Origin of the sequence: Olivibacter sp. LS-1, from assembly GCF_008245145.1 — a bacterium.
Classification (GTDB): Bacteria; Bacteroidota; Bacteroidia; order Sphingobacteriales; family Sphingobacteriaceae; genus Olivibacter; species Olivibacter oleidegradans.
This window is the reverse complement of record NZ_CP041643.1, coordinates 2,011,978-2,038,417: the sequence shown is the minus strand read 5'-3', so window position 1 is coordinate 2,038,417 and position 26,440 is coordinate 2,011,978. Positions and strand designations below refer to the sequence as shown.

Sequence of the window (26,440 nt, the reverse complement as noted above, 5' to 3'; positions counted from 1 at the left end):
ATCTTGGTACCGATATTAAACAAACAGTGTAAAACAAAATTATTATTTATAAAACATGTTTTTATTACAAGTTACAGACACACCCGCTACATTGGACTCGATGCTTACCGCACCGGGCCCTTCTACTGCACCGATTGAAGATTTAAGTTTGTTAGACCTGCTTATTAAAGGAGGATGGGTGATGATTCCTATCGCCATTCTCGCTTTCTTGGGTTTGGTAATTTTTATAGAAAGGTACTTGACCATAAAAAAAGCTTCCCGTTATGATTCGAATCTTATGATTCAGGTCAAGCAGAACATCATGTCGGGCCGTTTGGAGGCCGCATTGGCGCTTTGCAGGAATAGTAACGGACCTTTAGGGGCCATGCTTCAAAAAGGGCTTACCCGTATCGGTAGACCCATTAAAGATATTGAAGGAGCGATTGAGAACGTCGGTAAACTGGAAGTATCAAAACTTGAGAAAAATATTAATATATTAGGTATCATTGCAGGTATTGCGCCAATGCTAGGTTTTGTTGGTACAATCATTGGGGTGATTACAATTTTCCATGAGGTCTCCATAAAAGGAGTAATTGAAATCGGCACCGTATCCGGAGGTTTATATACAAAAATGATTACTTCTGCATCCGGACTCATTATCGGTATTATTGCCTATGTAGGGTATCATATATTGAATATGATGGTTGACCGTTTAATTCTTCGCATGGAAACAGATGCCATTGAGTTTATCGATCTATTGGACGAACCAGGCAGCTAAATTGGTTTTTGGCATTACTTCTTCGACTGAGATTTGAAACTTTCAGGCACCGGTAATGTTCAGGGCCATTAATTCAAAAATGTATTTCCAATGAATTTAAGAAAAAGACACCATAGACCAGCTGCAGAGGTCCACACATCGGCCTTAAACGATATCATGTTCTTTTTGCTACTATTCTTTTTATTGGCCTCGGCAGTTGCCAACCCTCAAGTAGTGAAACTCTTGTTGCCCAGGTCACAGTCGGGAGAGCAGTCGGTAGCTAAACGAACCATAAGCTTGTCAATTAATAAAGATTTGCAGTACTTTGTAGAAAAAAAGCAAGTATTGCTCGATCAATTGATGCCCACCCTACAAAGTTATGTACAGGAAGGGCAGGAATTGACCGTGCTTTTATATGTTGATAGAACAGTAGCAATTGAAGATGTGATTCAGGTGATGGACATTGCCAATAAGTTAAAAATAAAGCTTGTTTTGGCCACCGAACCAAAAGAGAAGAGTTAGGCATTTAAATCGGAGAGTGTGCGATGAATCATCAGCATAAACAAGACAACAATTACCCCAAAGCTTTCGCAATATCGGCAGGCGTATTTGCTGCGTTCCTGCTGTTAAGTTTTTTTTGGATGCTGAGCCAACCAGCTGTTGAGTTTGGAACCGGCGGGTTAATTGTGAACTATGGTACCGTCGACGAGGGAATGGGCGATGATTATATGAGCTTGGATGAGCCTTCAATGGATCCCAACGCTAATCAAACACGACCTGATAAAGTTGTACCAAATGAAGAACCTACACCGGTAGCCTCGCAAGAAACCAATGATAAAACAGTGGTTACACAAGACGTAGAGGATGCCCCCGCCGTGGTGACTAAAGAGAAAGCAAAACCGACATCTACTACACCTACCATTACACCGGAGAAGAAGGAAAGCAAACCGACCGTTAACCCCAACGCCCTTTATACCGGCAAGAAGAACAAAGGAGTGGGTGTTGGCGATGGTACGGGATCGACCCCTGGGAATCAAGGTAGTTTGCAAGGGAATAATATGGCCACTAATTACGGTGAGGGTGGCTCGGGTAATGGCCTTGTAGGCTTACCCAACAGATCTTTTGCAGTAAGGCCGCAAATAGAAGATAAAGGTCAGCTTTCCGGTCGGATTGCGGTAGAAATCACAGTAGATCGGAATGGTGTGGTAACCCGTGCGAGAGCAGGTGCTAAGGGCACCACCTTGTCAGACGCTTCACTTTGGGAAAAATGTGAGGCGGCGGTCAGAAATGCACGGTTAAATGCAACCGACGGAGGACCTGAATTTCAATCGGGTATTGTAGTGTTCAACTTTAAAGTAAAGTAAGCACTCGTTTTCCATATCATGAACTATATTGAGGTAATTGATTATCTATACGGCCGTCTTCCGATGTTTACACGGGACGGCTCTTCTGCTTTCAAGAAAGATCTAACAAATATTCGCGCACTTTGTGCCGCCTTGGAAAACCCGGAAAAAGCATTCAAAGCTGTACATATAGCAGGCACTAATGGCAAAGGGAGCAGCTCACATATGCTGGCAGCGGTTTTACAAACAGCTGGATATAGAACCGGTTTATATACCTCTCCTCATCTTTTGGATTTCAGAGAGCGAATAAAAATTAACGGGGTATTGATACCGCAGGCCTACGTAATCGATTTTGTCAAAAACAATCAATCGTTGATCGAAACGATACAGCCTTCTTTTTTTGAGGTTACCGTCGCCATGGCTTTTCGTTATTTTGCTGATATGCATGTTGATATTGCGGTTATTGAAACCGGCCTAGGTGGTCGGTTAGATTCCACAAACATCATCAGCCCGATCGTTACTTTGATTACCAACATCGGTTATGATCATATGAACATGTTAGGGAATAGCCTAGCGGAAATTGCCTATGAAAAAGCCGGCATCATAAAAAGTCATACGCCCATTGTTATCAGCGAGCGGCAACAAGCTATAGAACACGTTTTTATCAATCGAGCACAAGAGTTGGTGGCACCCATTTTCTTCGCCAGTGATGAATGGAAAATAGATGAAATCGCAGTGGACACCGAGTTCCAATATCTAAAAGCAATACCTGAAAAAGAAAAGCCGTTTGAGACCTTGGAGCTGTGTTTGGATTTAAAAGGAAGCTATCAACAGAAAAATCTGCCTGGTGTTCTTAGCACGATCCGTATATTGAAGGAAATTGGTTTCACCGTTTCCGAAAACGAACTAGTCGATGGTTTAGAAGGGGTTCAAAAACTTACCGGTTTGATGGGCCGCTGGCAGAGGTTGTCGGCACAACCCTTAACGATATGCGATACGGGACACAATGAGGACGGCTGGAAAGAAGTAATCAAAAATATTACCCGTACACCCTTTGAAAAACTTCATATGGTTATTGGAGTAATGCGCGATAAGGACCTTGAGCACATGCTAACCTTGCTTCCTAAGGAAGCCAATTTCTACTTTTGTAGCCCCGCTTTCCAACGGGCTCTTCCGGCAATAGATTTGCAGTCACAAGCCGCTAATTATGGATTAGTTGGGGAGGCCTATGATAGTGTACAGCATGCTGTAGAAACTGCCGGACAAATCGCGTCAAAAGAAGATCTGATTTTTATCGGGGGAAGCACCTTTGTGGTGGCAGAAGCCTTGCCACTCTTTCAATGAAATTTGTTAGGGTAATAATATAAGATGGCGTCAAAAAAGTGCTACGTTCGAATAACACTTTTTTGACACCTCTTTATCTCTAAATTATTTTCCTTCTCTCGAAAGCGAATAAGGCACGTCCTCGTTTCCGACACCACGTGTCTTGTTCGGTTGACTGCCCATCTCAAACTGAATGGTTGCTCCTTTTACCAGTTCTTCATGCGAAAAGAAATTTTTAGTATAGGCTTTGCCATTAAGTAAAAGCTTATCAATAAACCTGTTATCTAAACTATTATTAGGAGCATCCAAGCTAATCTCTTTCCCTGTGGGCAATTTAATCTTAGCATGCTTAAATAAAGGCGCACCGATAACATACTGGTCGGTTGCAGGCGCCACCGGATAAAAGCCCAATGCTGAAAACACATACCAAGCCGAGGTCTGCCCATTATCTTCATCACCGCAATACCCATCAGGGGTAGGCAAGTACATTCTATTCATGGTTTCGCGAACCCAATACTGTGTTTTCCATGGCTCGTTCGCATAGTTGTATAAATAAATCATGTGTTGAATTGGCTGATTCCCATGAGCATATTGACCCATATTTGCAATCTGCATTTCTCGAATTTCATGAATTACCTGCCCGTAATAACTATCATCGTAAATAGGCGGCAACGTAAATACGGAATCCAGTTTATTAGCAAATGCTTCTTTACCCCCCATTAAATCGATCAGTCCTTGTATATCATGAAATACGGACCAGGTGTAGTGCCAACTATTCCCTTCGGTAAAAGCGTCTCCCCACTTGAAAGGATTAAAAGGTTTTTGGAAATTTCCATCTTGATTTTTACCCCGCATTAAACCCGTTTCAGGATCGAATAACTTCTTATAATTTAAACTTCTTTTTTTATACAGTTCGATTTCCTTTTTTGGTTTATTCAATTTCTTAGCAAGCTGATATATGGCAAAATCATCATAGGCATATTCCAAAGTCCGAGCTGCATTTTCATTGATGTTTACATCATAAGGCACGTAGCCCAGTTTATTGTAAAAATCAGCTCCTGCACGACCTACCGCAGTTAGCGGACCGGCATGATTGGCCCCATGCAGCAAAGCTTCATATAAGGTTTCAATATCGTAGCCGCGTAGACCTTTAATATAAGCATCAGCCACTACAGACGCTGAATTATTACCGACCATGACATTTCTTAAGCCGGGACTTGCCCATTCAGGAAGCCACCCACTTTCTTTATACGCGTTTACCAAGCCTTCTTGCATTTTGGTATTCATTTCGGGGTACACGAGATTCAGGAATGGGAATAGACACCGAAACGTATCCCAAAAGCCTGTGTCTGTGAACATATACCCCGGAAGTACTTTTCCATTATAAGGGCTATAATGCACTACCGTTCCATTCGCATCATATTCAAAAAACATGCGTGGGAATAAAAGTGTACGATATAAATTTGAATAAAAAGTACGCACCTGGTCAATACTGCCCCCTCCTACTTCTACCCTACTTAAAGCCTCATTCCAAACATCCTTACCCTCCTGTTTCAAGGTTTCAAAACTCTTATTCCCAATCTCCTTTAAATTTAATGTCGCTTGCTCATGACTTATAAAAGAGGAAGCGACTTTGATGTTGATCTGCTCACCTGCTTTGCTAGTTTTGAAGTGTATCAGCGCTCCAACATGTTCTCCGGTAGACTCTAAAATTCCACTTCGAAGTGTTTCTCCGTTAAAAACAGCAACACCGTCGAAGTCCCGATCAAATTCCATCACAAAATAATTCTTGAAATTTTCCGGTACTCCTCCACTATTCTTAGTAGAATAACCAATAATTTTGTTCTCATTCGGAATCACTTTGATATAAGATCCTTTATCAAAAGCGTCAATTACGACATAAGCACTGTCTGTTTTCGGAAAGCTCATTCTAAACCGCGCTGCTCTCTCCGTCGGAACGATCTCTGTTGTTACATCATGATCAGCTAAATAAACACTATAGTAGTATGGGGTTGCGACTTCTGCTTTATGAGAAAACCAGCTGGCACGGTCATCTTCTTTAAAACGGGCTGCCCCGGTAACCGGCATAATCGCAAACTGGCCATAATCATTCATCCAAGGTGATGGTTGGTGGGTTTGCTTGAATCCCCTGATTTTATCAGCATCGTATGTATACATCCAACCGTCGCCCATTTTTCCGGTTTGCGGCGACCAAAAATTCATACCCCAAGGGCGAGCTATCGCCGGATAAGTATTGCCGGTTGATAGGCTGTGTTTTGACAGGGTACCCACAAGCGTACTTACATAATCGACAGGATTCGACACAGTTTTCACTTCCTGCCCACAAAGCGTGGAAGTAACAAAGTACATAGAAAATAAAAGGATAATGCGTTTCATTAGATTTTAGTTTTTGCTTGATTCAATATAGTGCTGACTTTGGTTAGTGAAAAATAAGCTCACGGAGCTAATATATAGAAAATTTTCAATATTGCTAAAACGTTAAAGCTATAAATTGCTTAGAAGTCGCAAGCTCTTTCCGGAACAGATGGCTGACGAAGCATTCTTAACGTCAAACAACGTTTAGCATTCGCTATTAAATTTCGGATGGAAACTTCTGCAAGCGAATATTGAGCGAAACTAAAAAGTACCGTGCGAGTCGATTATTTTGCATATCCATAATACTATTACCTAAAATTTCTCTCCTAACACCTGTATTTTTATTAAACAGGTCAAAACCCTGTAAGCGGATCGCCAGCATATCATTTTGTAGAAAAGACTTCTCTATGTAGACATTGAGCAACGTTGGGTTTGCGCTAATCGAACTACTATACCCGGAGTTAAAATTTTGCGAAAAATCGGCACTGATAATCCATTTTTTAGGAAGATAGCCTTTCCCACCAAAACCAAGACTAAATGTATTAGCGCCCGCGTCCATAAAAGATGGAATATTATACCTTATCTTATTTATCGTATAACTGCTCCGTAAATCAGCCTCCAACAAATCTTCAATTTGAAAGTTGACCTGCAAATTTTGGGAAAATATCATGTTTCGGCCAACATTTCTCACATTATTGATATAAGTTAGATTATTGGTGTAATCCATTGAACCATTCAAATTGAGCGTCAGCACCTTTCCTGCCAGCGGCGCACTATAATGATAAAAGCCTCTTAAGTCATAATAGCCATTTGCATTTAAAAACGCTGTTTCCTGTATGGTGCTATTAGGTGTACTTATCCGATTTGTCACTACCTTATCCTGTATATGCGTAAAGGAGAAATTGGTAAAAAGCGAACTCCCATTTTGTATGTTGAAGCTTCTGTACTGAACACTCACCATATTCATAAACTCCGGTTTCAAATTAGCATTTCCAACTACAATATACTGTGGATTTGATACATCCCTAATGGGTTGAATTTGTGTAAATGCAGGCTGGTTGTTTTGCCCTCGATAATTTAACGAGAGGTTGCTGGTCTTATTAATTGCATATTGCAAGCGGGCACTGGGAACAAAGTTCAAATTATTTATATGCGTTACCACGTCTCTAGAAGGCGTTTTCCCATCCAACTTCGTGGGTTGCAAGGCAAAGCCAACGGTATACTTCAGTCGATCAAGACTGCCCTGGTAATTAATACCGAATTGATGCGTCTGGAAGAGGTAATCGTAATCAATACTTAAAGAATCTACCAACGACTCCCGAGCAGTAACAGAATCTATATCGAAGGTATTTCTAGCATTTGCAATGGAGTTAGATTCATATTGATAATTCAACTCCAAATAACTTCGTTTGGTTACCGGCTCCATATAAGACATGCCCAGTAACATACTTCTATTATAGCTGAAGTTGCCTACTCGCTGTAAAAACTGCTGATATCCGACCTGAGGATTATTATAACCTGAATCAATACTCGTTGAAAAATCATTTGCCACATCGCTCCTGGTACGCTTATAATACTCAAACTTCGCGATTACACTTAGGTTTCTACCTCTTGTCGGAAAACGATGATTATAAAATAAATCGATATCAAAGTTCGGATCACTATACGTGCCCGAAGTTTTATAAAGCCTGTCTGTGAACACTCTTTTATCCGTTATTGCGCTGTGGCTCTCACTTAATAAATCATTTGTAATATAGGAGGCCGTAGGCGTGATTTTCAAGTAATTTGCCGTATCAATATTCGCTTCCACTGTCCATGTAAGCTTATGCTTGATATTATCTGAAAGTGATTTTACTTCATCGAGGGAATTAATCTGCCGATTTTCATAAATACTGGTTAATCGAGTTGTTCCGATTGTTTGATTTCTACGCTTCGTAAATGTATAGCCCCCATAGACAGATACCCCTTTTGCCACTTCGTCCCGATAGTTCATGCCTATGGAGCTTGCACTATTGATACCATCCCCTCCGTCAATCATGCTACTTAAATCAGTGCCATCACGGCTACCGGCTCCACTGATATCGCCAAAGCTAAATAAGCTGGTATTCGTATTATTAGTGGATCCTAAAATAGATACTTGCTTATTCCCTTTAAACTTATTAGCCGAGAAACTACCGATATATCTGCTATGCGCCTTGTCATTCGCATCCACACCGCCTCCGGCGGTAACCTGACCGAAAGTTCCAAAATTTTTATCTTCTTTAATGGTGACATTCAACACTTTTTCCGGTTCTGTATTTTTGATGCCGGTTATGTTAGCCTGATCGCCATAGTCATCTATGATCTGCACATTTTCTACGATCTCCGCCGGTAGGTTGCGTGTCGCGGTCAACACATCACCATCAAAAAAATCCTTTCCATTTACCTTCACTCTGGTAACGCGCTGCCCCTGCGCGTCAATATTCCCATTTCTGTCTACCTGTAAACCCGGCATCTGCTTGATCATTTCCTCTAATAGAGCGTTCTTACGAACGGAATAAGCCTTTGCGTTATATTGAATTGTGTCTTGCTTGATCACAACCGGAATAACGCCATATACGGCTATTTCCTGCAGTTCATGTGGTTGCTCCTTCAAATTAACGGTTACAAGCTCCGTTATGGGCAGTAATACATTGGAAGTATAATGCCTTTCGAATAATTGAAAGCCAATCAGGCTAAAGGTTAGTTTAAAATCACTGGCCGCTACCTTGTTAAAAATGAAACGTCCATGCTCGTTTGTGCTGGCCATCATTGTATCACTTTTTGCGTAGAGCCGAACAGTCACACCCACAAGCGGCCTGCCGGTAGAATCTTGCACTACACCGCGCACTTCTCTTGTCTGTATCTGTCCCTTTGCAATTGTAACAAAAGAAAAAATCACAATTATGCAAACCAATGCCCTGTGCATATAATATTTTAATCCTACCGATGCTTTATTAGTAACGAGAAATAACTTTAAATCTTATAAACACTCTAATATAGTTGAATTAATGCTTATTTCATCTGCAAATATTTTTTTTATCCATAGGTTGGGGCCTGTCTGATCGGCGATGATACCGATCCAGCTGACGCACGTTAGCACATAAGCCGTCAAAAAATTTACAGAGTTGTTGCTTAGTCATAAAATTTAAAGATGGATATTTAAAGCGATCAGCTCTGTAATTTATATTATGGTATTTATGATTCAATAAAAAAAGGAAAGCCCTAGTTTATCACTAAAGCTTTCCTTTTAAAAAATTATTAACAGCGCTTACTCCGCGTTATAACTTACTTTTGGTATATGTTTGTCGATTTCCCAACGGCCGGTTCCCTCTTCTCCAATAACATCAAACATTTCTAAAATTCTTCTTGCTACATATTCTTCTTCAATTTGTTCCGCCAAGAACCATTGAATAAACTGAAAGGTAACAAAATCTTTCACTTTAAAGCATTTTTCAGCGATGTTGTTAAATTGAGCGGTCACATGCATTTCTTGTTCCAACGCCAATTCAAAAACACTTCTGAAAGATTCGAAATCCTTTGGTACGTTAACAATTTCCGGCGAAATGGCCTTTCCTCCACGATCGTTAATATAATTAAACAGTTTCAGCATATGGTGGCGCTCTTCATCAGCCTGTTTGGCAAAATAACCCGCGCTGAAATCGAAGCCTTGATCATCACACCAAGACGACATAGCTAAATAAATAGCAGAGGAATGCGCTTCCACTTTAACCTGCTCATTTAATATTCTTTCTATTTCTTCATTTAATGAAGTTTTTAATCTCAATAGATCTTTCATATTCAAAATCGTTAATACTTAGCGGCGATAAAATGCCGTTAATCTTTATACAAAGATAACAGAAACGAGACTTAAGTTGCTTAAAATAAAATCAATACGTATTCAGTCTAAATTACTAAACCGCATTAACACATTCAAAGACGGCCTCGTCTCCTAGACGAGGGAATGCAATAAAGCGCTCAATGGATGAGGGGGTTACGACCGCTAGACCTTGATAACTAATAACTTTGCAGGGAAGATACTTTCAGACAGTCCTTAATGACACCAGGTAATTCCATCATAAATTTAGCCCCTTGCATCAGTTCTTTTAATCTCACTACTTCAGTCACATTCAACACAAAGCAACGTTGAGATCTAAAAGGCATCAAAATGGTTAAATCAGAGCTTGAAGTAGGCGCACATAACAATTCATCGACAGCTATGGTATCCACTTGTTTTCTAAAACTTATAAAATCGGCCACTTTAAAAGGCGTACAATCACCTGCAAATTCCAACCAGTAGCAGTTTTTATTGCTGCATTGTAATACAGCGCCATGTTCTGTTCTAAAAATCTCCTCTAAACTTGCAAGACCACAAAGCATATTCTGCAAACATTTTAATTTTACCAATGCGAATATAGCGATTATGTATAATCAGTCCAAATTAATGAATATTATTTTTCACTATTTCTTGCTGATTGAGAAGCGTTTCTAAATAATTCCGAACAGAGACCCTCCCCGACTAGCTAATTGATCAACCCGTTTTTCGATTTCGGGCACCTTTTCCAGAGGTGGTGCATGGTGAGGTTTGTTACGCGCGTCAATAATCAGTGGCCCCTTACATCCCCAATGCTTATACTCGACAAAGCTATTGACGCCATAAATATCATGCGAAGGATTGCTTCGTGTAAAGCACACCCAAACGAAATTATTGATATTTTCAGCCGTAAATTGCAGATCATCGCAAAGCACAATTAAAGCAATGCCGCTTAAATCCATGGATGTGAGCTCTTTTGCAAACACTTCCAGTTCGTCTTTCGCTTGCGGATAAGCAGTGAAAGGAGCTGCCTGAACAGCCAGTACACCGGGGACTACTATTTTTTTTTGTGCAAAGTTCCTGGGAAAATCTAGGCCGGCAGGCATTTCCGGCCACAAGATCCTCTTTACATTCCCCGCAGCGGCAAAGACTACCTTTGATCCCGAATTAAGTCCTTCGCCGCTATAATCGAGGGTATCTATCGTTGTCCGTGTATGAAAGTGAAGATCTCTTGCAAAATCCATTCGTGACAGTACATGCATAAGAAAAGCCGGAATATCATGTATATTCAATGAAGGATTATCCTCTTTCGCCGCTATAAACAAGTATTTAGCTAAACTTAACTGATTTTTTCCCAATACTTGATTGGCTATGGTTAATATCTCCTGCGGTCTATCGATTTTAAGATAAGGCGTATATCGTTCCGAACCAATGGCAAAAAGCAGCGGGTGTACGCCAGCCGCATCCACGGCATGAACAGCATGCAGACCATTGATTTCCTTAGGAATAGCCGGGCCGCTAATTTCATGAATCAATTCGCCAAAGCTTGTGTCCTCTTGTGGAGGTCTACCGACTACCGTGAAAGACCAAATAGCATGCTTGCGGTAATACACGTTATGTACATGCATCAGTGGGAACGGGTGTACTAAGCTATAATAGCCAATATGATCACCAAAAGGCCCTTCGGGTTTATTTTCATTGGGATACACTGTTCCTGTGATAACAAAATCGGCATCGGCGGAAATACAAAATCCTTCACTATCGTAAAAATAGCGAAACCTTCTGTTACCAAGTGCACCCGCAAAAATCATTTCTGAAAGCCCTTCCGGTAAAGGCATTACGGCCGCCAAAGGGTGAGCAGGGGGCCCTCCAACAAAGATGCTCACCTTGAGTGGTTTTCCAAGTTCGTTGGCCTTTGTCTGATGCACACCTATTCCCCTATGGAGTTGGTAATGAAGCCCTACTTCCTTGTCTTTTATATAATCATTTCCACCAAGTTGGATACGGTACATGCCTAAATTGGCCTGCATAATCCCAGGCTTTGTCACATCTTCCGTATAAACCTGCGGCATGGTAACAAAAGCCCCCCCGTCCATTGGCCAATTAACAACCTGCGGTAATGCACTGATCGTCGTCTTTCCATAGTTTATCGGACTATTCTTACCAACTTTCATGGGTAGAGCCGACAATGCATTTAAAGAAATGCCGGCATATTTTAACGGGTTTTTAAGCGCTCGCATGGGATCCATTTTAAGATCGACCATCAATTTCATTTTATGAAGGGTATCCCTAAACATGAAGCGCGACCGCTCGAGCGTACCAAACAGGTTAGACACCGCAGGAAATTTGCTCCCTTTTACTCGCTCAAACAGAAGAGCTGGGCCACGATGCTCATATACGCGCAAATGAATCGCAGCCATTTCCAAATAGGGATCCACCTCCTCTTTAATCCGCACTAGGTGTCCATTTTGTTCCAAATCTCTTACACATTCGGCTAAGCTTTTATATCCCATGTAATTTCATTTCTCTTGGCGCCAAAATAGACAAAAAGCCCTTTTTTCACAAATATTTAGTCCTTATCTTAAGCCACAGTAATAGCTTCGGAGCGAATAACCGAGGCCAGCGAAACATCTACGCCCGTATAAAGAGATAGAGGCCTTCGCAGTTTGGCCAAAATTCACATTAATGCATAGCAATTGTTACTGCTTTGCCTTTTTACGAATTTGAATATTTGTTATCTTCGTTCTTAGGTCGTCATTTGCTTTCGTCGTACTTTTAAGGGTACTATAAAAGGCTTCACGTTATATCTAAGGCATTTCTATGGATGAAATACGAAGGCGCTTTGGTGAGATATCAGAAAAATATGACCAAGAGCGCGAACAATTAATCCCCTGCTTTCAGGACTTCTATCATATCAGTCTTCCACTGATACAGAACCATTACCATGCAGAAAATCTGTTGGATATCGGAGCGGGAACCGGCTTATTTTCTTACTTTGTCTATCAAGTTAATCCAAAGCTAAAGTATACGCTGCTCGACATATCGCCTGAGATGCTTGCTGTTGCGAAGAGACGGTTTACCGGTTTAAGTCACTTTTCTTACCTGGAGATGGATTACAGGGAACGTTCTCTTCCCGGAAAATATGATATCATTATTTCTTCGCTCTCAATCCACCATTTAACGGATCAGGAAAAATCCATTCTTTACCAACGGATCTTTAAAGCTTTGAAGCCAGACGGCTTGTTTATTAATGCCGACCAAGTAAAAGGTCGTACACCGGCGATCGACAATTTTTACCAAGATCAATGGCGTCGTTCGGTTATTGAATCAGGGCTGAATCAAGAAGCCATACAAAATGCGTTTAAACGGACTGCTTTGGATAAGCTTGCTCCCTTATCCTGGCAATTAAACGAGTTGCAACGGATCGGCTTTAATGAAGTGGATTGTATTTACAGATACCACAACTTTGTAGTCATGATTGGCAGGAAGAGCTAAAATTTAACCGCATTTACTCCAAATCTATTCAGAAAGTCGACACCCTCATCCGATGTTAAGCCTTTGTATTCAGCATAAGAGTATTTATACAGCACTTTGACGATACCTGCTGAGTAAATTAACCGAGCGCAGGGTAAACAAGGTGATAACGTAGTATACAAGGTTGCACCTTGTAAACCTGCTCCATTTTTTACCGCATATAAAATGGCATTTTCCTCGGCATGTAAAGCCAATGAACAACTTCCTTTGGAATCGCGAGCACACCCTTCCAATGGCCACTCTTGATCGCAGTTATGCGTCCCGGACGGAGGTCCGTTATATCCGATCGATATAATTCTGGTATCCTTTGCCAATACTGCCCCTACATGCGCCTTTACACAATGAGAGCGTTCGGCAAGCTCGAGTGCCAAATTCATAAATATTTCATCAAAACTAGGTTTTGTCATCTCTTCTGATTGTTACATTGCAAAACTGTTACAGAGCCACTTAATGATAAAAAAATAGGGGCCTCAAGCGTAAATAACTTTACTTAACAGTGTTACAAAAATAGAATTAAAGCCCAAAATTCCTGTGACTTTTTTCAACAGAAACTTCCATTTAATATTTTTTTCTTATACTTGCAGCTCAACCAAGTAATGAAAATATGATTGAAATAATCATTTCCGGTGTTGGTTTAGGAATTATTTTATCTTTTCTGACCGGCCCGGCTTTCTTCGCATTACTGAAAACAAGTATAGAAAAAGGCTTCTATGGTGGTCTTTCTTTTGCATTTGGCGTATTCGTAGCCGATGTCATGTATGTAGCACTTGCCCTATATGGATCTTCTTACATTGCTCGTGAAAAAGAGATTCTTTTACCTCTTGGCATTATTGGCAGCTTTGTATTACTAGGTGTAGGCATTCATTATATTCGCAAAAAAGTCACCATCAAACGCACGAAGTGTCTATCTAAAAAGGAGCATAGTGGGTACTTTATTAAGGGGTTAGCCATGTGTATTTTCAACCCAACACTGCTACTTTATTGGATTAGTGTGACAAGTGGCGTTGTTTCTATCAGTAATACCTTTGATTTAAAGCGAATCGTACCTTTTTTTGCTTGTGTACTTTTCACTCAGTTAGGCATTGATTCGTTGAAAGCTTTTTATGCCGACAAGCTAAGTCATAAAATCGAAGAATGCACATTGAATAAAATCAATAAGTTCGCCGGTGCGCTCATTATCGTTTTTGCTTTGCGATTGATGTATGAGTTGGTGTTTACGCATACGATTATCTAAGGAATAAGGAAGTAGTTAGTTTAGTTAGTAGGGAAGCTGTATGGAAGGTTTTTACCTCCCCTATTTTAACGGTACCATTTTCGTCGACTGCCCATAAGCAACGGATTAGCTATTCGTTTATTCTAAAAATCCGGGTAGCATACATTCATATGCTCAAGAAAACTTTTTATTAAAAAAACAGGCTGAGATAAACCCGACCTGTTTTCCATCTTTTGCTATTTAGCTTTTAACTGTACTAAGCCGAGTAGTAGGCACGTACGTTTTTACCTTCCACCCAATTCATAAAAGCGCGGTTGACTACTTTGTTCCCACCAGGCGTCGGGTAATCCCCTGAAAAGTACCAGTCGCCTTTATTCTTCGGACAAGCGATATGTAAATCTTCCAACTTTTGGTAAATCACTTCTACCTTTGCTTTGATATCAATCGGAGTCACGATACGCGCAATCTCAGCTGATATTTCCTCATATGTGAATGGTTCATAAATAGCTTTGACATGATTTGGCACCAATGTTTTATCCATATCCAATGATTCCACACATTTTTGATATACGTCATCAATGATGTAATTCATGCCATTTTTTCGCAATAGTGAAATGGCAGCCTCAAAAGCAACAAATTCACCCATTCTAGACATATCAATACCATAACAATCAGGATAGCGTATTTGCGGAGCAGATGAAACAATGATAATCTTCACCGGATTTAAGCGATCCAAAATTTTCAAGATACTTTGTTTTAAGGTCGTGCCACGTACGATGGAATCATCAATGGCCACAATGGTATCCTCACCGCTCTTCACCACACCGTAGGTTGTATCGTATACGTGAGCCACCATATCTTGCCTATCCGCATCCTGCGTAATAAAAGTTCGTAACTTCGCATCTTTAATGCTCAGTTTCTCAAAACGAGGCGATATATTAAGCATATCCTCCAACTCGGTGTCCGATATCTTATCAGTCCGTTTTAATAAGGTATCTTTCTGTAATTTACGAACATACTCGTTAATTCCATCCGTCACACCATAAAAAGCTACTTCAGCAGTATTTGGAATAAAGGAAAAAACGGTATTTTTTATATCGTGATTGATCGCTTCTAAGATACTGGGGCATAACAACCTTCCCAACTGTTTCCTTTCCTGGTAAATCTCGGCATCGCTACCCCGTGAAAAATAGATACGCTCAAAAGAACAGGACTTTTGTTCTTCCGGTTCCCGAAACATTTCTTCGGTAATTGTTCCATCTTTTTTGATAATAAGCGCATGCCCCGGTTTAATCTCGCGAATATTTTCAAATTTGATATTGAAAGCGGTCTGAATAGCCGGGCGTTCTGATGTAACCACCGCTATTTCATCATCATAATAGTAGTACGCCGGTCTAATCCCTGCCGGATCGCGCATAACGAAAGCATCTCCATGGCCGAAAATACCACTAATGGTGTAGCCACCGTCCCATGTTTTTGCAGAACGACGAAGAATATTGGCAACGTCAAGATTTTTTGCAATAAGCGCACTTATTTCAACATTGGAATATCCTTCTTTTTTAAATTTATCAAAAAGCTCTTGGTTCTCGGTATCCAAAAAATGGCCTATCTTCTCCAAAACCGTCACAGTATCAGCCTGTTCTTTTGGATGTTGCCCCAATTCAAACAATTGTTCCAATAATTCATCGACATTAGTCATATTGAAATTACCGGCTATTACTAAATTACGACTCATCCAATTGTTTTGTCGCAAAAAGGGGTGGCAATTTTCAATGCTATTTTTGCCATGGGTTCCATAACGCAAGTGTCCCAGTAGGACTTCGCCAACAAAACTCATGTTCTCCTTTAACCAATGGGAATCTTGAAAGAGTTCGGGTTCAGCTTGTTGAATAGCCGCAAACTTCCGTTGAACATATTCAAAAATTTCCGAAACAGCACTTGGTCCCATTGCTCTATATCGGCTGATATACCGATTACCCGGCTTAATATCAAACTTAATGGTGGCAATACCGGCTCCATCCTGGCCTCGGTTATGTTGCTTCTCCATTAATAAATAAAGTTTGTTGATGCCGTACAGAGAGGTACCGTACTTCTCCTGATAATAAGAAAGAGGCTTTAGCAAGCGGATTAATGCGATGCCGCACTCGTGTTTGATTGAGTCACTCATAGTTGGAATTGAGCATGCAAAATTACATATTTAAACAACTTTGCAAAAAGAAAGCGACCTAAAAATAAACACCCCTATGTAAAAAAATTGGAGCCTCTCCCATCAAGAGGCTCACTGATTCAAACACTGCTGTCTGAAGATATTGGTTTGGTTAATTAGAGTTTCTCACCATGTTGACTAATATCTAATCCCATTTCCTCCTCTTCAGGAGAAACACGTAACTTGCTGATCGCGTTTGTCACACGCAATAAAACAAATGCTACAATAAATGTATAGGCTACAGACCCTATCAATCCTATAAGTTGCGCCCAAAACAAGGAGGTTTCGCCAAAAAACAACCCATCGGTGGCCACTATTGGGTTAACGTGCTTTGAAGCAAAAACGCCTGTTAGCAACATACCAACCATTCCGCCAACACCATGACTTGGAAAAACATCCAACGTATCATCCACATTCGAACGTGTAGTACGCCATTCAACCAGTAAATTACATATAATTGCCGTCACAACCCCTATAATCAACGAATGCGGAACCGTAACAAAGCCCGCCGCTGGGGTAATGGCAACCAAACCGACTACTACGCCGATTGAAACGCCCAAAGCGGAAGGCTTCTTCCCCCGTGCCGCGTCAAAAAAGATCCAAGCCAGTGCCGCAGCAGCCGATGCTGTAGTGGTTGTGGCCAGGGCTGATGCGGCCAAGTGATTTGCTCCAAAAGCAGAACCTGCATTAAAACCAAACCATCCGAACCATAATAGCCCCATACCAATTAAAACATAAGTAACACGGGCGGGATCATGTCCATTGCTATTCCCCCTCTTCAAGAAGATGGCAGACATGAACGCAGTTACACCGGCCGACATATGCACCACCGTCCCTCCTGCAAAGTCTAACACCCCCATGCTTGCCAGCAGACCTTCGGGATGCCAGGTGGCATGGGCTAAAGGAGCATATATAAAGACGAAAAATAAACAAACAAATAAAATATAGGAAGTAAACCGAATACGTTCAGCGAAAGCTCCTGTTATAAGCGCAGGTGTGATGATTGCGAATTTTAATTGATACATAGCAAAGACGGCCAATGGAATCGTAGGAGCTCCCACCCAATTTGGCCCGTCCAACACGCCCTTAAACATAAAAAAGGTGCAGGGATTTCCGACAATTCCGTGCCATGATTCGCCAAATACCAGACTAAAACCGAATACGACCCAAATAACGGCCACGATGCACATACAGATAAAACTTTGCAGCATGGTCGAAATTACATTCTTTTTCTTCACCATCCCCCCATAAAAAAAGGCCAATCCCGGAGTCATGATCAATACTAAAGCGGTAGACGTTAGCATCCAAGCCACATCTGCACCATCGTATTCCGCAGTAGCTCCACCCCCAGATAGAGGAACTGATGGAAAAATTAGCGCTAACAGCACTACAAGCAAAAGAAAAATAAAAGGAACAGTTGATTTTTTCGAATTCATATTATATTTTAACATAAGTTGGGCCAAATATATACAATATTTCAAAAACAAAACACTTATTTGTATTTTTTTAATACAAAAAATCAAAATAAATTAGAAATAACACAAAATAAAAAGAAAAACGTACATAAAAATATAAAACCACACCAAAATCAACACAGAATGAATTGATTTTCGAGTAAAAAACAGCAAATAAAAAAGAACAAAAAAGAAAGTGGAGAAAACAATAAAAAAAGAGAGCGGTTTAAAATCGATTAACTAGTCATACGCAGGGACCGGAATGCTTGCCAACTACTTATTTAACCAAAAATCAAAAACGCTAGTTTTAAAGTAAATCAAGCAGAAAAGCGGGGAATATTCCAAACAGAAGCGTTAACAAGCATAAAAGAAAGGCTACAATAAGCAAGCCGTTCATTGTTCCTGACTGCTTCGGTTCCATGTTTGTATTTTTTAGAAAAGCTTGTAGGGGAATCTTGAAATAAAAGAATAAGGCTACAACAGTAGTAATGGCCCCGGTAATCAATAGAAATAGCCAAGCCGGATTTGCGTTGCTTTCATAGGCATTAAGTACAGCCGAAAAGGTAAGCAATTTAGCGACGAAACCTACTGTCGGTGGTAAGCCGACGAGTGACACCATAAATAAGGTTAACACGCCCATAATTAACGGATTTGATCTCCCAAGTCCTTCGTATTGCGTAATTTCCGTAAAACCAAACTTTTCTTCCAAATAATCGGCAAGCATAAACACGCCCATATTCATTACCACATAAGAAACCAAAAAGAAAAAAAGAATCGGAAATGAACGCTCAGCATCCGTTAATATAATCATAACCAGAAAACCTGTGTGTCCAATGGATGAATAAGCCATCATCCGCTTCATATTACTTTGTCTAATCGCCACTAGATTCCCTAAAAGCATACTAATTATAGCGACGACAGCCAACAGATAAAACAGCGGCATCGGTAATGCTACTGTGCTTTGAGACCAAGCTAAAACAAAGCGTCCTAAAAGCATAATTGCACCTACTTTTGGAGCCGTTGACAAAAAAGCGGTCACCGGTGTAGCTGCTCCCTGATAAACATCCGGACTCCAAAAGTGAAAAGGAACAAAGGATAGTTTAAACCCGATACCCGTTAATACAAAAAGTGCGGCAACGATAAACACGGGGAGCGGCATGCTCGTCAAGCTGGCTAAATGTTTCGGGTCAACGAAATTGAGACTTCCGGTATATCCATAAAAAAAAGAAAGTCCATACAGCATAATCGCTGAGCAAACCGTGCCGAACAAAACATATTTCATGGCGGCCTCACTCTGCTTATTATTCCTCGATAAATAAGCCACCATAATATAGGAACCTATGGATACCATTTCTATTGTTATATAAGCCATCAGCCAATTCACAGCAACAACCATTAAATTTAAGCCAATATGAATCGCCAACAGTACGCTCAGTAAATCATCTATTTTCTTTGGGTGCTTTCTCAGCGGCTGATTATAATACACGAACACACAAAACAGTAAGCAAACTACACTAACAAGTGCTTTGAGTGTTGCTCCATGCGTATCCGGTAGAATCATTCCGAAAAAAACGGGTTCAACAGCAGGAGAAAAGCGCTGCATAACTGCGGTAATACCAGCCAGGGTTATACCTATGAAAGTAAAACACCAAGTAAGCGTGGATTTTTCCTTCTGTGCAATGCCTGAGAAAATAGTCATGAGAAAAGTAATCGTCAATATAAATTCGGGCAAAAGGAAAGGCAACCCTTCCCAAACGCCATTTAACAAATTACTGATTTGCGGAATATACGCTCTCATAAACAACACTAATGATTTACGCGACTGACCAGTTCGATTAAAGAAAGTACGGAAGCATTTATCTTGTCAAAAACAAGGGATGGCATAATGCCAAATAACAAGGCTAATAGAACCATTGGAACCAGTGCCCACGTTTCTCGCCGACCAACATCCGTCAATGCAGCCTCCCATTGGCTTCCTCCCTTTAGACGCGTATGCCCAAAAAACATACGTTGCAAAGTCCACAAAAAATAAGCGGCGCTTAATAGAATACCTACCGCTCCACCAATAGCCATCCACCTAGGTAGAAGACCATTAACGCTCTCAGCGTTAAACGCGCCAATAATCGTAAAAGCTTCAGCGATAAAAGCAGAAAAACCAGGAAGTCCTAATGATGCAAAAAAAGCGATCGCCACGAAAGCCGTGTATTTTGGCATGATAGAGGCCAAACCTCTAAAATTATAGATCATCCGATCGTGCACGCGATCATACAAAACCCCCACGAGAAAAAACAACATCGCGGACAAAAATCCATGGCTGATCATTTGAAACATTGCCCCACTAATCCCTTCCGGTGTCAATGATGCAAGTCCCAAGAGTACAAATCCCATATGAGAAACGGAAGAATAGGCTACCAACCTTTTCAGGTCTTGCTGCGCCAACGCGTTCAGTGCCCCATAAATGATTGAGACTACACCGATCAAACCTATCCACCACGAACCGTTGAACGCAATATCAGGAAATATACTATAGCATATCCTGATGATGCCATAGCCTCCCACCTTCAACAATATGCCGGCCAGTATAATAGATATTGGAGTTGGTGCCTCTACGTGCGCATCAGGCAACCACGTATGCAGCGGCACGATAGGAACCTTAATTGCAAAAGCGATGAAGAGGATAATAAATCCGAGTAGTCGAGCCGATATTCCGAACAACTGATAGTTACCGATCCAGGAGAATAGAGCACCATCGACGTAGTTCTTATCATCCATCATGTGTAACAAATTGAAGGTATGATTGCCGGTGACGGGGTCGGTAACCGAAAAATATAAGCCTACCATGACCAGCAACATGAAAACTGATCCAAATAAGGTATACAAAAAGAACTTAATAGCCGCATATTCTCTCCTTACCCCGCCCCAAATACCGATAAGAAAATACAGAGGTAGTAGCATGACTTCGTAAAACACGTAAAACAGGAAAAAATCAAGCGCAACAAAAACGCCCATAACTGCGGTATTTAGCAGTAATAAGAGGGAGAAGAATCCCTTCAGTTGCTTATCGATTTTCCATGAAGCGATTACCGCTATCAGCATAACCAGAGCGGTAAGAAACAAAAACAGCACGGAAAAGCCATCCACGCCAACGAAATAGTCGACCTCCAAGCTTCCTAAACTACCCAGCTCCAGCCTGATCCATGGAAGTTTTTCCACAAACTGATAACTCTCCAAAGCGGAAACCCCAGGTAACTTCCCATCAAAGGAAGCGTACATATAAGCGGCAAGCAATAGCTGTATTACACTTATGCTTACCGCTATATACTTATATATCGTTTTATATGCCGTAGGTATCAGCAATACAAACAGAGCAGCACATAGGGGCAAGAAGATTAAGACAGACAATAAGCTCATATTTTCAGGTTAAGGATTAAAAACTTTTAATCCAACAAATAACACAATTAATAAAACTAAAAACATACTAAATATATAGTATTGTATTTTCCCCTTTCTGGAGCCACGTAATACTCCTCCCATTAAAAAAGCGCCTTTTCCCAAACCATTAACAATAGCGTCCACGAAGTAGCGATCAAGCCATTGTGCAAAATTGGCAAGCGAACGTATAAAGCCTGTAGCCGCTCCTACAACGCCGTCAATTACGACACGATCTATCGCATATAAAATCTTTGAAAGACCAAGCAGAGGTTTCACCAATCCTTTTTCATAGATTAGATTTAGATACCATTGAGAAAAGGAAAACCGGTACAAAGGCCCCTGAAGACCTACTTTTGGATATCTTCCTTTTGCATACCACCTCCAAGCTATGAAAATCATTACAATAGCCAGCCCGTTAACTGCTGCAGGAATTACTGTATGATATATATTGACTCTTTCCAACGTTTCCGGCAACTCAAAACCTTTGATCAGCCAAGTATCTTCAAAAATTAACGGATTGTATGAAAACAGTGGAAATAGCGAACACAAGCCCAGAAACAACATAGGAAACAGCATAATCTTAGGCGCTTCATGAGGCTGGTATACATTTTTATTATTTTCTTCAAGCCGCAGCTCACCGTAAAAGACCTTGAAAACCAACCTAGCGATATAGAAAGCAGTTAGCGCACTGGTAATTAACAACGATATTGGTATCAGCTTCCACCAAGCAACTTGCCACTCAGACCACTCAAAAGAAAATATCAGGATAGCGTCTTTTGATAGATAACCTGCCGTCAAAGGTAGACCTGCCAAAGCAAGCGCAGCTACCAAGGTCAATCGAAAAGTCTGCGGCATATATTTCTTTAATCCGCCCATATTCCGAATATCCTGTGGATCTATCGTAAGGTTATGTTTTGCCTTCAAATGTTGCATCTCATGTATGACTGCTCCTGCAGAAAGGAAAAGTAAGCACTTAAAAAAAGCGTGTGTCACAAGATGAAAGATAGCGACGCCAAATTGACCAATACCAATGGCCACCATCATAAAACCGAGTTGTGAAATGGTTGAGAAAGCCAGGATTTTTTTTATGTCCTGCTGGGTCAACGCAATTGTGGCCGCCATTAGCGCAGTAAAAGCACCAACCGAGCCGATCAGCAAAAGCACTTGATCGTCGAAAAGGGGAGCTATTCGCACCAGCATGAAAACACCCGCAGCAACCATGGTAGCCGCATGGATTAGGGAAGAAACGGAGGTAGGGCCCTCCATGGCATCCGGCAACCAAATATGAAATGGAAATTGGGCCGATTTAGCCATTGCTCCAAGAAAAAACGCTCCTCCTGCGACCGTCAACCAGATAGCTGGCATGGTATGTTCGTCATATGTCCATTGGAGCCCATTGTTTAAAGCTTCCCTGACCATTCCTCGATCTCCAAAAAGAGCGACTAAATCCAGTGTTTGAAATTGGGTATAAATAATCGCTATGCCTACTAGAAAACCTAAATCACCAATCCTATTAATGAGAAAGGCCTTCTTATTAGCCTTAATGGCAGCCGGTTTCGTAAACCAAAAACCAATTAACAAGTATGAGGCAAAGCCAACCAATTCCCATCCTATGTACATCAGTAGCAAGCTATCCGCCATCACCAGTCCTAACATGGCAAAGCAAAAGAGGCTTAAGTACAGCCAATACCGATGAATACCGGGGTCATCTTTCATATACTTCATAGAATATATATGAACCGGCAGTGCAATAACACAAACCAGCAACAACATGATGGCCGATAAGTTATTTAACAGTATACCTGCGCTAAAAGTATTGTTGCCAATTTGAAACCAAGAAAGCTGTTCATGGATTTGTTCCCTATTCCAAACCCTAACAAATACAAAAACAGCGGCTACCAAGCTGACGGAGATAGCCACGGTAGCAGGCACTCCGGTTCGCAGCCGCTTGCCGGCAATAGCCGAAACAAAAAAAGAAAAGAGCGGAGCTGACAGCACAATCAGTGCCGCCAAAACAGGTATCGATAGCTGATTTAGTTGCTCCATTAATCTTTTAAATCGTTAATATCGTCAGGGTTAATGCTTTTATAGTGTTTATATACGTTCAATATAATAGCCAGCGCGACAGCCACGGCAGCAGCAGCCAAAACAATGGCAAATAAAGCAAAAGTTTGCCCCCCATAAAATGTACCATCATACCTTCCAAATGCCACTAAATTCAATACCGCGGCATTGATCATCAATTCGATACCAACCAATACCAAGATAGCATTCTTCTTTGCGAGAACAGCATACATTCCGGTGGAAAACAATAAGGCACTGACGATTAGGAAATGGCTTAGGCTTATCACTGTAGTCGCTTCTCCTTCCTCGCCAGGTGAGCAGCGCCCATTAATGCCATCATTAAAAATATCGAAACTACTTCAAAAGGTAATATGAAGCGAGTCATAAGATTGATTCCTAAATGATGTATTGTATTGTCATGATGTTGTATTAGCAGTTGCTTTTCCTTCGCATCCGTTATCCATTGCGGTTGGTTAGTCGCCACTTGCCATACTACTGTCAACAGAACTGTAAACAGCGCAAGAGAAACCATTCCAGCCTGCCAGGAAGGTATGGAAAATACCCCCTTAAACCCTGACTGCAAATCATTTAACAGCACTTTATTTGATAGCATAAAAGCAAAGAGCATCAATACCAGTACGCCGCCAACATACACGATTACCTGTGTAACAGCCACAAAATCAGCAAGCGCAAACACGTAAAGTCCCGCAACGGCAAACAGGGTTACAAAAAAAAGAAACAGGCTTCGTACTAGATTCTTCATCGAAACAATCAGTATAGCAGATCCTACGGCAGTGAAAGCCAACACATAGAATAGAAGTAGATTTATATTCATGACTTCCGTTTTGCCGCCTCCTTTTCAGCTTGAAAACGCGCCAATTCGGCCCGCTTTTCTTCGATTTCTTCGTCCGTCATCTCCGAAAACTGATAAATCAGGTCCGATAAATTTGAAAAGCTCCGATCGTAATTATCAGTCATGGTGATACATTCTGTTGGACACACGACGGTGCACAAACCACAATACATGCACTTGGCCATATCGATATCGAATTTAGCCGCATATAAGCGCTTCACACTTCCGTCAGAAGTCTTTCCGATGGCCTCTGTCGCCTTAATCGCTTCGATGCTGATGCAGTCTACCGGACAAGCTTTGGCACAAAGGTCACAGACAATGCAATCATCAATCTCAACATCTAATTGGTATCGGGCAACTTCCGGTATCGGTATTTCCTGTTTAGGGTATTGAATAGTGGTAACCCCTTCTTGTTTTTCAAAATAATTTTCCTGTTTGATATCCAATTCTTTACGTGCCTTGCGCGCAGCAAAAAAATGCTTAAGAGTAATACTTAACCCCTTAAGTGCTGTTCCAAACGCATGTAAAGTTCTTTTTAACATATTTCTTCTTAGCTGTAAGCTATAAGCACTAAGCTTTAAGCTGTTCGTTCATCATTCACTCATTTTCAGCTATTGGCTTTCAGTCGCACAAGCTCTTCCCCTATCACGGAATTGGCAATTTATAAGGCTATAGGCCATATGAATAAGCTTTAAGCTACACAAACCCCATCATCACATTGACTAACCGACCGTAGGGAGCTCATGAGTACTGAAAAAAGCAAACACTTACGAATAATCGGCTAATTCTCAAATTGACTAATCAACTATTCAACCATATTCATCGTTCATCATTTATAATTCCTGCCTACCGGCAGGCAGGCATCATTCAATACTAATAAAACTCTACTCAACCGGTTAACTACTAACCGACCATAACCAAAATTCGCCAGATACCGGATATTGCCATACATAAAAAGGCCAACGGTGTTAATACCTTCCAAGATAAACTCATCAATTGATCCACACGTAATCGGGGGAGCGTCCATCTAATTAAAATCTGAATGCCAACAATTGTTAAGGTTTTCAGTAACACCCAAACAATCCCCCATACTATTCCCGTTGTCCAAGCTGCCAATTTCAAGGCTCCTATATTTGGCAGTGGTGTGTTCCATCCGCCCAAAAAAAGCACTACGCCAATCATGGATACCAAAAACATCAAACAATATTCGGCCAGAAAGAAGAAGGCAAAGCGTAAGCCTCCATATTCCGTATGGTAACCCGATACCAGTTCCGATTCCGCTTCCGGAATATCGAAAGGGGCCCGATTACACTCAGCCAACGAAGCGACAAAATAAATGATGTAAGCTAATATTAGATGAGGTGCTTGAAAGATATTCCACGCAAAAAAACCACCTATTTCACTTACATCCCAAAAACCAAGGAAAAGTAGACGTTCATTTGTTAATATTCCTTGATTAATGGTCATCTCCTGCATATCCAGTGTCTGCGTTATCATGACTGCAGCAATTAAGGCTAAACCCGCCGGTATTTCATAAGAAACGATCTGTGCAACTGCGCGGAGCGATCCCAATAAAGAAAACTTGTTATTAGAACCCCATCCCGCCATCAGCACCCCAATAGCCTCTACTGATATGATCGCAATTACATAAAACAATCCCAAATTGAGTGCTGCCGGTGCCACATTTGGCGCCCAAGGCATAGCTGCGAAACCTAGGTATACCGCAACGAATACAATAACCGGAGCAGCTGCAAACAACACCTTATCGCCGCTAGCAGGTGTTATAAACTCCTTTTGCAAAAGTTTAAGAATATCGGCAATCGTCTGCAAGCTGCCAAATTTACCGGTTTCCATAGGACCCAGTCGATCTTGCACAAAGCCTGCTACTTTGCGCTCGGCATACACGGCAAAAAGCGTAAACCCAGCTAAGAAAGTAAACAACAGAATGGCAACCAGAATATATATGATGTAAAAACTCAAGACAAAATTTGCACTAATTGTAATAAATGCAAACTTAATGATTAAGCATGAAAATACTAAATGGAAAATAAACTTATTTTGAATGATTCTAATA

At 41.0% G+C, this 26,440-nt stretch carries 21 protein-coding genes; 6 read left to right on the top strand and 15 right to left on the bottom strand.

Annotated features, from left to right (window positions below; translation table 11 throughout):
* The first annotated feature begins 55 nt into the window (after positions 1 to 55).
* The 4 genes from FKG96_RS08165 to FKG96_RS08150 all read left to right on the top strand — a co-directional run bounded on the left by FKG96_RS08165 (position 56) and on the right by FKG96_RS08150 (position 3,423).
* Entirely contained in the window at positions 56 to 757 is a 702-nt protein-coding gene (locus FKG96_RS08165) for a MotA/TolQ/ExbB proton channel family protein (RefSeq protein ID WP_013665503.1), read from the top strand.
* A gap of 90 nt (positions 758 to 847) precedes the next feature.
* A complete protein-coding gene (locus FKG96_RS08160; protein ID WP_013665502.1) occupies positions 848 to 1,258 on the top strand; it encodes a biopolymer transporter ExbD in 411 nt (136 codons plus the stop codon).
* Positions 1,259 to 1,281: 23 nt separating this feature from the next.
* Positions 1,282 to 2,100, top strand: a complete 819-nt coding sequence (locus tag FKG96_RS08155; protein ID WP_013665501.1) for a hypothetical protein — start codon at positions 1,282 to 1,284, stop codon at positions 2,098 to 2,100.
* Positions 2,101 to 2,118: 18 nt separating this feature from the next.
* Positions 2,119 to 3,423, top strand: coding sequence for a folylpolyglutamate synthase/dihydrofolate synthase family protein (locus tag FKG96_RS08150; protein ID WP_149105308.1), 1,305 nt, complete (start codon positions 2,119 to 2,121; stop codon positions 3,421 to 3,423).
* Between the two features lie 84 nt (positions 3,424 to 3,507).
* Here FKG96_RS08150 and FKG96_RS08145 read toward each other — a convergent pair whose 3' ends face one another.
* The 5 genes from FKG96_RS08145 to FKG96_RS08125 all read right to left on the bottom strand — a co-directional run bounded on the left by FKG96_RS08145 (position 3,508) and on the right by FKG96_RS08125 (position 12,123).
* On the bottom strand, positions 3,508 to 5,799 hold the full coding sequence (locus tag FKG96_RS08145) for a GH92 family glycosyl hydrolase (protein WP_149105307.1): 2,292 nt from the start codon (positions 5,797 to 5,799) through the stop codon (positions 3,508 to 3,510).
* A gap of 196 nt (positions 5,800 to 5,995) precedes the next feature.
* Entirely contained in the window at positions 5,996 to 8,698 is a 2,703-nt protein-coding gene (locus FKG96_RS08140; protein WP_168204541.1) for a TonB-dependent receptor, read from the bottom strand.
* 369 nt (positions 8,699 to 9,067) lie between these two features.
* Positions 9,068 to 9,595, bottom strand: a complete 528-nt coding sequence (locus FKG96_RS08135; RefSeq protein WP_013665497.1) for a ferritin — start codon at positions 9,593 to 9,595, stop codon at positions 9,068 to 9,070.
* A 218-nt stretch (positions 9,596 to 9,813) separates the two neighbouring features.
* Entirely contained in the window at positions 9,814 to 10,176 is a 363-nt protein-coding gene (locus FKG96_RS08130) for a DUF6686 family protein (RefSeq protein WP_013665496.1), read from the bottom strand.
* A 108-nt stretch (positions 10,177 to 10,284) separates the two neighbouring features.
* Positions 10,285 to 12,123 carry a UbiD family decarboxylase gene (locus tag FKG96_RS08125; RefSeq protein WP_149105305.1) on the bottom strand — a complete coding sequence of 613 codons (1,839 nt, stop codon included), beginning with the start codon at positions 12,121 to 12,123 and terminating at the stop codon, positions 10,285 to 10,287.
* 307 nt (positions 12,124 to 12,430) lie between these two features.
* Here FKG96_RS08125 and FKG96_RS08120 point away from each other — a divergent pair, with 307 nt between their 5' ends.
* Positions 12,431 to 13,105 (top strand): trans-aconitate 2-methyltransferase, encoded by a 675-nt coding sequence (locus FKG96_RS08120; RefSeq protein WP_149105304.1) that lies wholly within the window; start codon positions 12,431 to 12,433, stop codon positions 13,103 to 13,105.
* On the opposite strand, the gene FKG96_RS08115 is transcribed toward FKG96_RS08120, so the two are convergent.
* Positions 13,102 to 13,551, bottom strand: a complete 450-nt coding sequence (locus FKG96_RS08115) for a dCMP deaminase family protein (RefSeq protein ID WP_013665493.1) — start codon at positions 13,549 to 13,551, stop codon at positions 13,102 to 13,104. The genes FKG96_RS08120 and FKG96_RS08115 overlap by 4 nt on opposite strands.
* A gap of 197 nt (positions 13,552 to 13,748) precedes the next feature.
* Between FKG96_RS08115 and FKG96_RS08110 the strand changes: the two genes are divergently transcribed.
* Positions 13,749 to 14,378 carry a LysE family translocator gene (locus FKG96_RS08110; RefSeq protein WP_013665492.1) on the top strand — a complete coding sequence of 210 codons (630 nt, stop codon included), beginning with the start codon at positions 13,749 to 13,751 and terminating at the stop codon, positions 14,376 to 14,378.
* Between the two features lie 235 nt (positions 14,379 to 14,613).
* Here FKG96_RS08110 and FKG96_RS08105 read toward each other — a convergent pair whose 3' ends face one another.
* The 9 genes from FKG96_RS08105 to nuoH form a co-directional block, all read right to left on the bottom strand.
* Positions 14,614 to 16,524: a class II glutamine amidotransferase gene (locus FKG96_RS08105; protein ID WP_149105303.1), complete on the bottom strand. Its 1,911-nt coding sequence runs from the start codon at positions 16,522 to 16,524 to the stop codon at positions 14,614 to 14,616.
* A 155-nt stretch (positions 16,525 to 16,679) separates the two neighbouring features.
* Positions 16,680 to 17,999, bottom strand: a complete 1,320-nt coding sequence (locus FKG96_RS08100) for an ammonium transporter (protein ID WP_013665490.1) — start codon at positions 17,997 to 17,999, stop codon at positions 16,680 to 16,682.
* 325 nt (positions 18,000 to 18,324) lie between these two features.
* The gene (locus FKG96_RS08095; protein ID WP_149105302.1) at positions 18,325 to 19,815 is read right to left on the bottom strand and encodes an NADH-quinone oxidoreductase subunit N; all 1,491 of its coding nucleotides are present in this window, start codon (positions 19,813 to 19,815) and stop codon (positions 18,325 to 18,327) included.
* 8 nt (positions 19,816 to 19,823) lie between these two features.
* Positions 19,824 to 21,428 carry a NuoM family protein gene (locus FKG96_RS08090; RefSeq protein ID WP_013665488.1) on the bottom strand — a complete coding sequence of 535 codons (1,605 nt, stop codon included), beginning with the start codon at positions 21,426 to 21,428 and terminating at the stop codon, positions 19,824 to 19,826.
* A 9-nt stretch (positions 21,429 to 21,437) separates the two neighbouring features.
* Positions 21,438 to 23,495 carry an NADH-quinone oxidoreductase subunit L gene (gene nuoL / locus FKG96_RS08085; RefSeq protein ID WP_149105301.1) on the bottom strand — a complete coding sequence of 686 codons (2,058 nt, stop codon included), beginning with the start codon at positions 23,493 to 23,495 and terminating at the stop codon, positions 21,438 to 21,440.
* Entirely contained in the window at positions 23,495 to 23,800 is a 306-nt protein-coding gene (gene nuoK, locus FKG96_RS08080; protein ID WP_013665486.1) for an NADH-quinone oxidoreductase subunit NuoK, read from the bottom strand. The genes nuoL and nuoK overlap by 1 nt, the downstream gene beginning before the upstream one ends.
* On the bottom strand, positions 23,797 to 24,348 hold the full coding sequence (locus tag FKG96_RS08075; protein WP_013665485.1) for an NADH-quinone oxidoreductase subunit J: 552 nt from the start codon (positions 24,346 to 24,348) through the stop codon (positions 23,797 to 23,799). The genes nuoK and FKG96_RS08075 overlap by 4 nt, the downstream gene beginning before the upstream one ends.
* Positions 24,345 to 24,908, bottom strand: a complete 564-nt coding sequence (locus FKG96_RS08070) for a 4Fe-4S binding protein (RefSeq protein WP_013665484.1) — start codon at positions 24,906 to 24,908, stop codon at positions 24,345 to 24,347. Before FKG96_RS08070 ends, FKG96_RS08075 begins: the two co-directional genes overlap by 4 nt.
* 361 nt (positions 24,909 to 25,269) lie before the next feature.
* On the bottom strand, positions 25,270 to 26,364 hold the full coding sequence (gene nuoH / locus FKG96_RS08065) for an NADH-quinone oxidoreductase subunit NuoH (RefSeq protein ID WP_130856369.1): 1,095 nt from the start codon (positions 26,362 to 26,364) through the stop codon (positions 25,270 to 25,272).
* Positions 26,365 to 26,440: the final 76 nt, after the last annotated feature.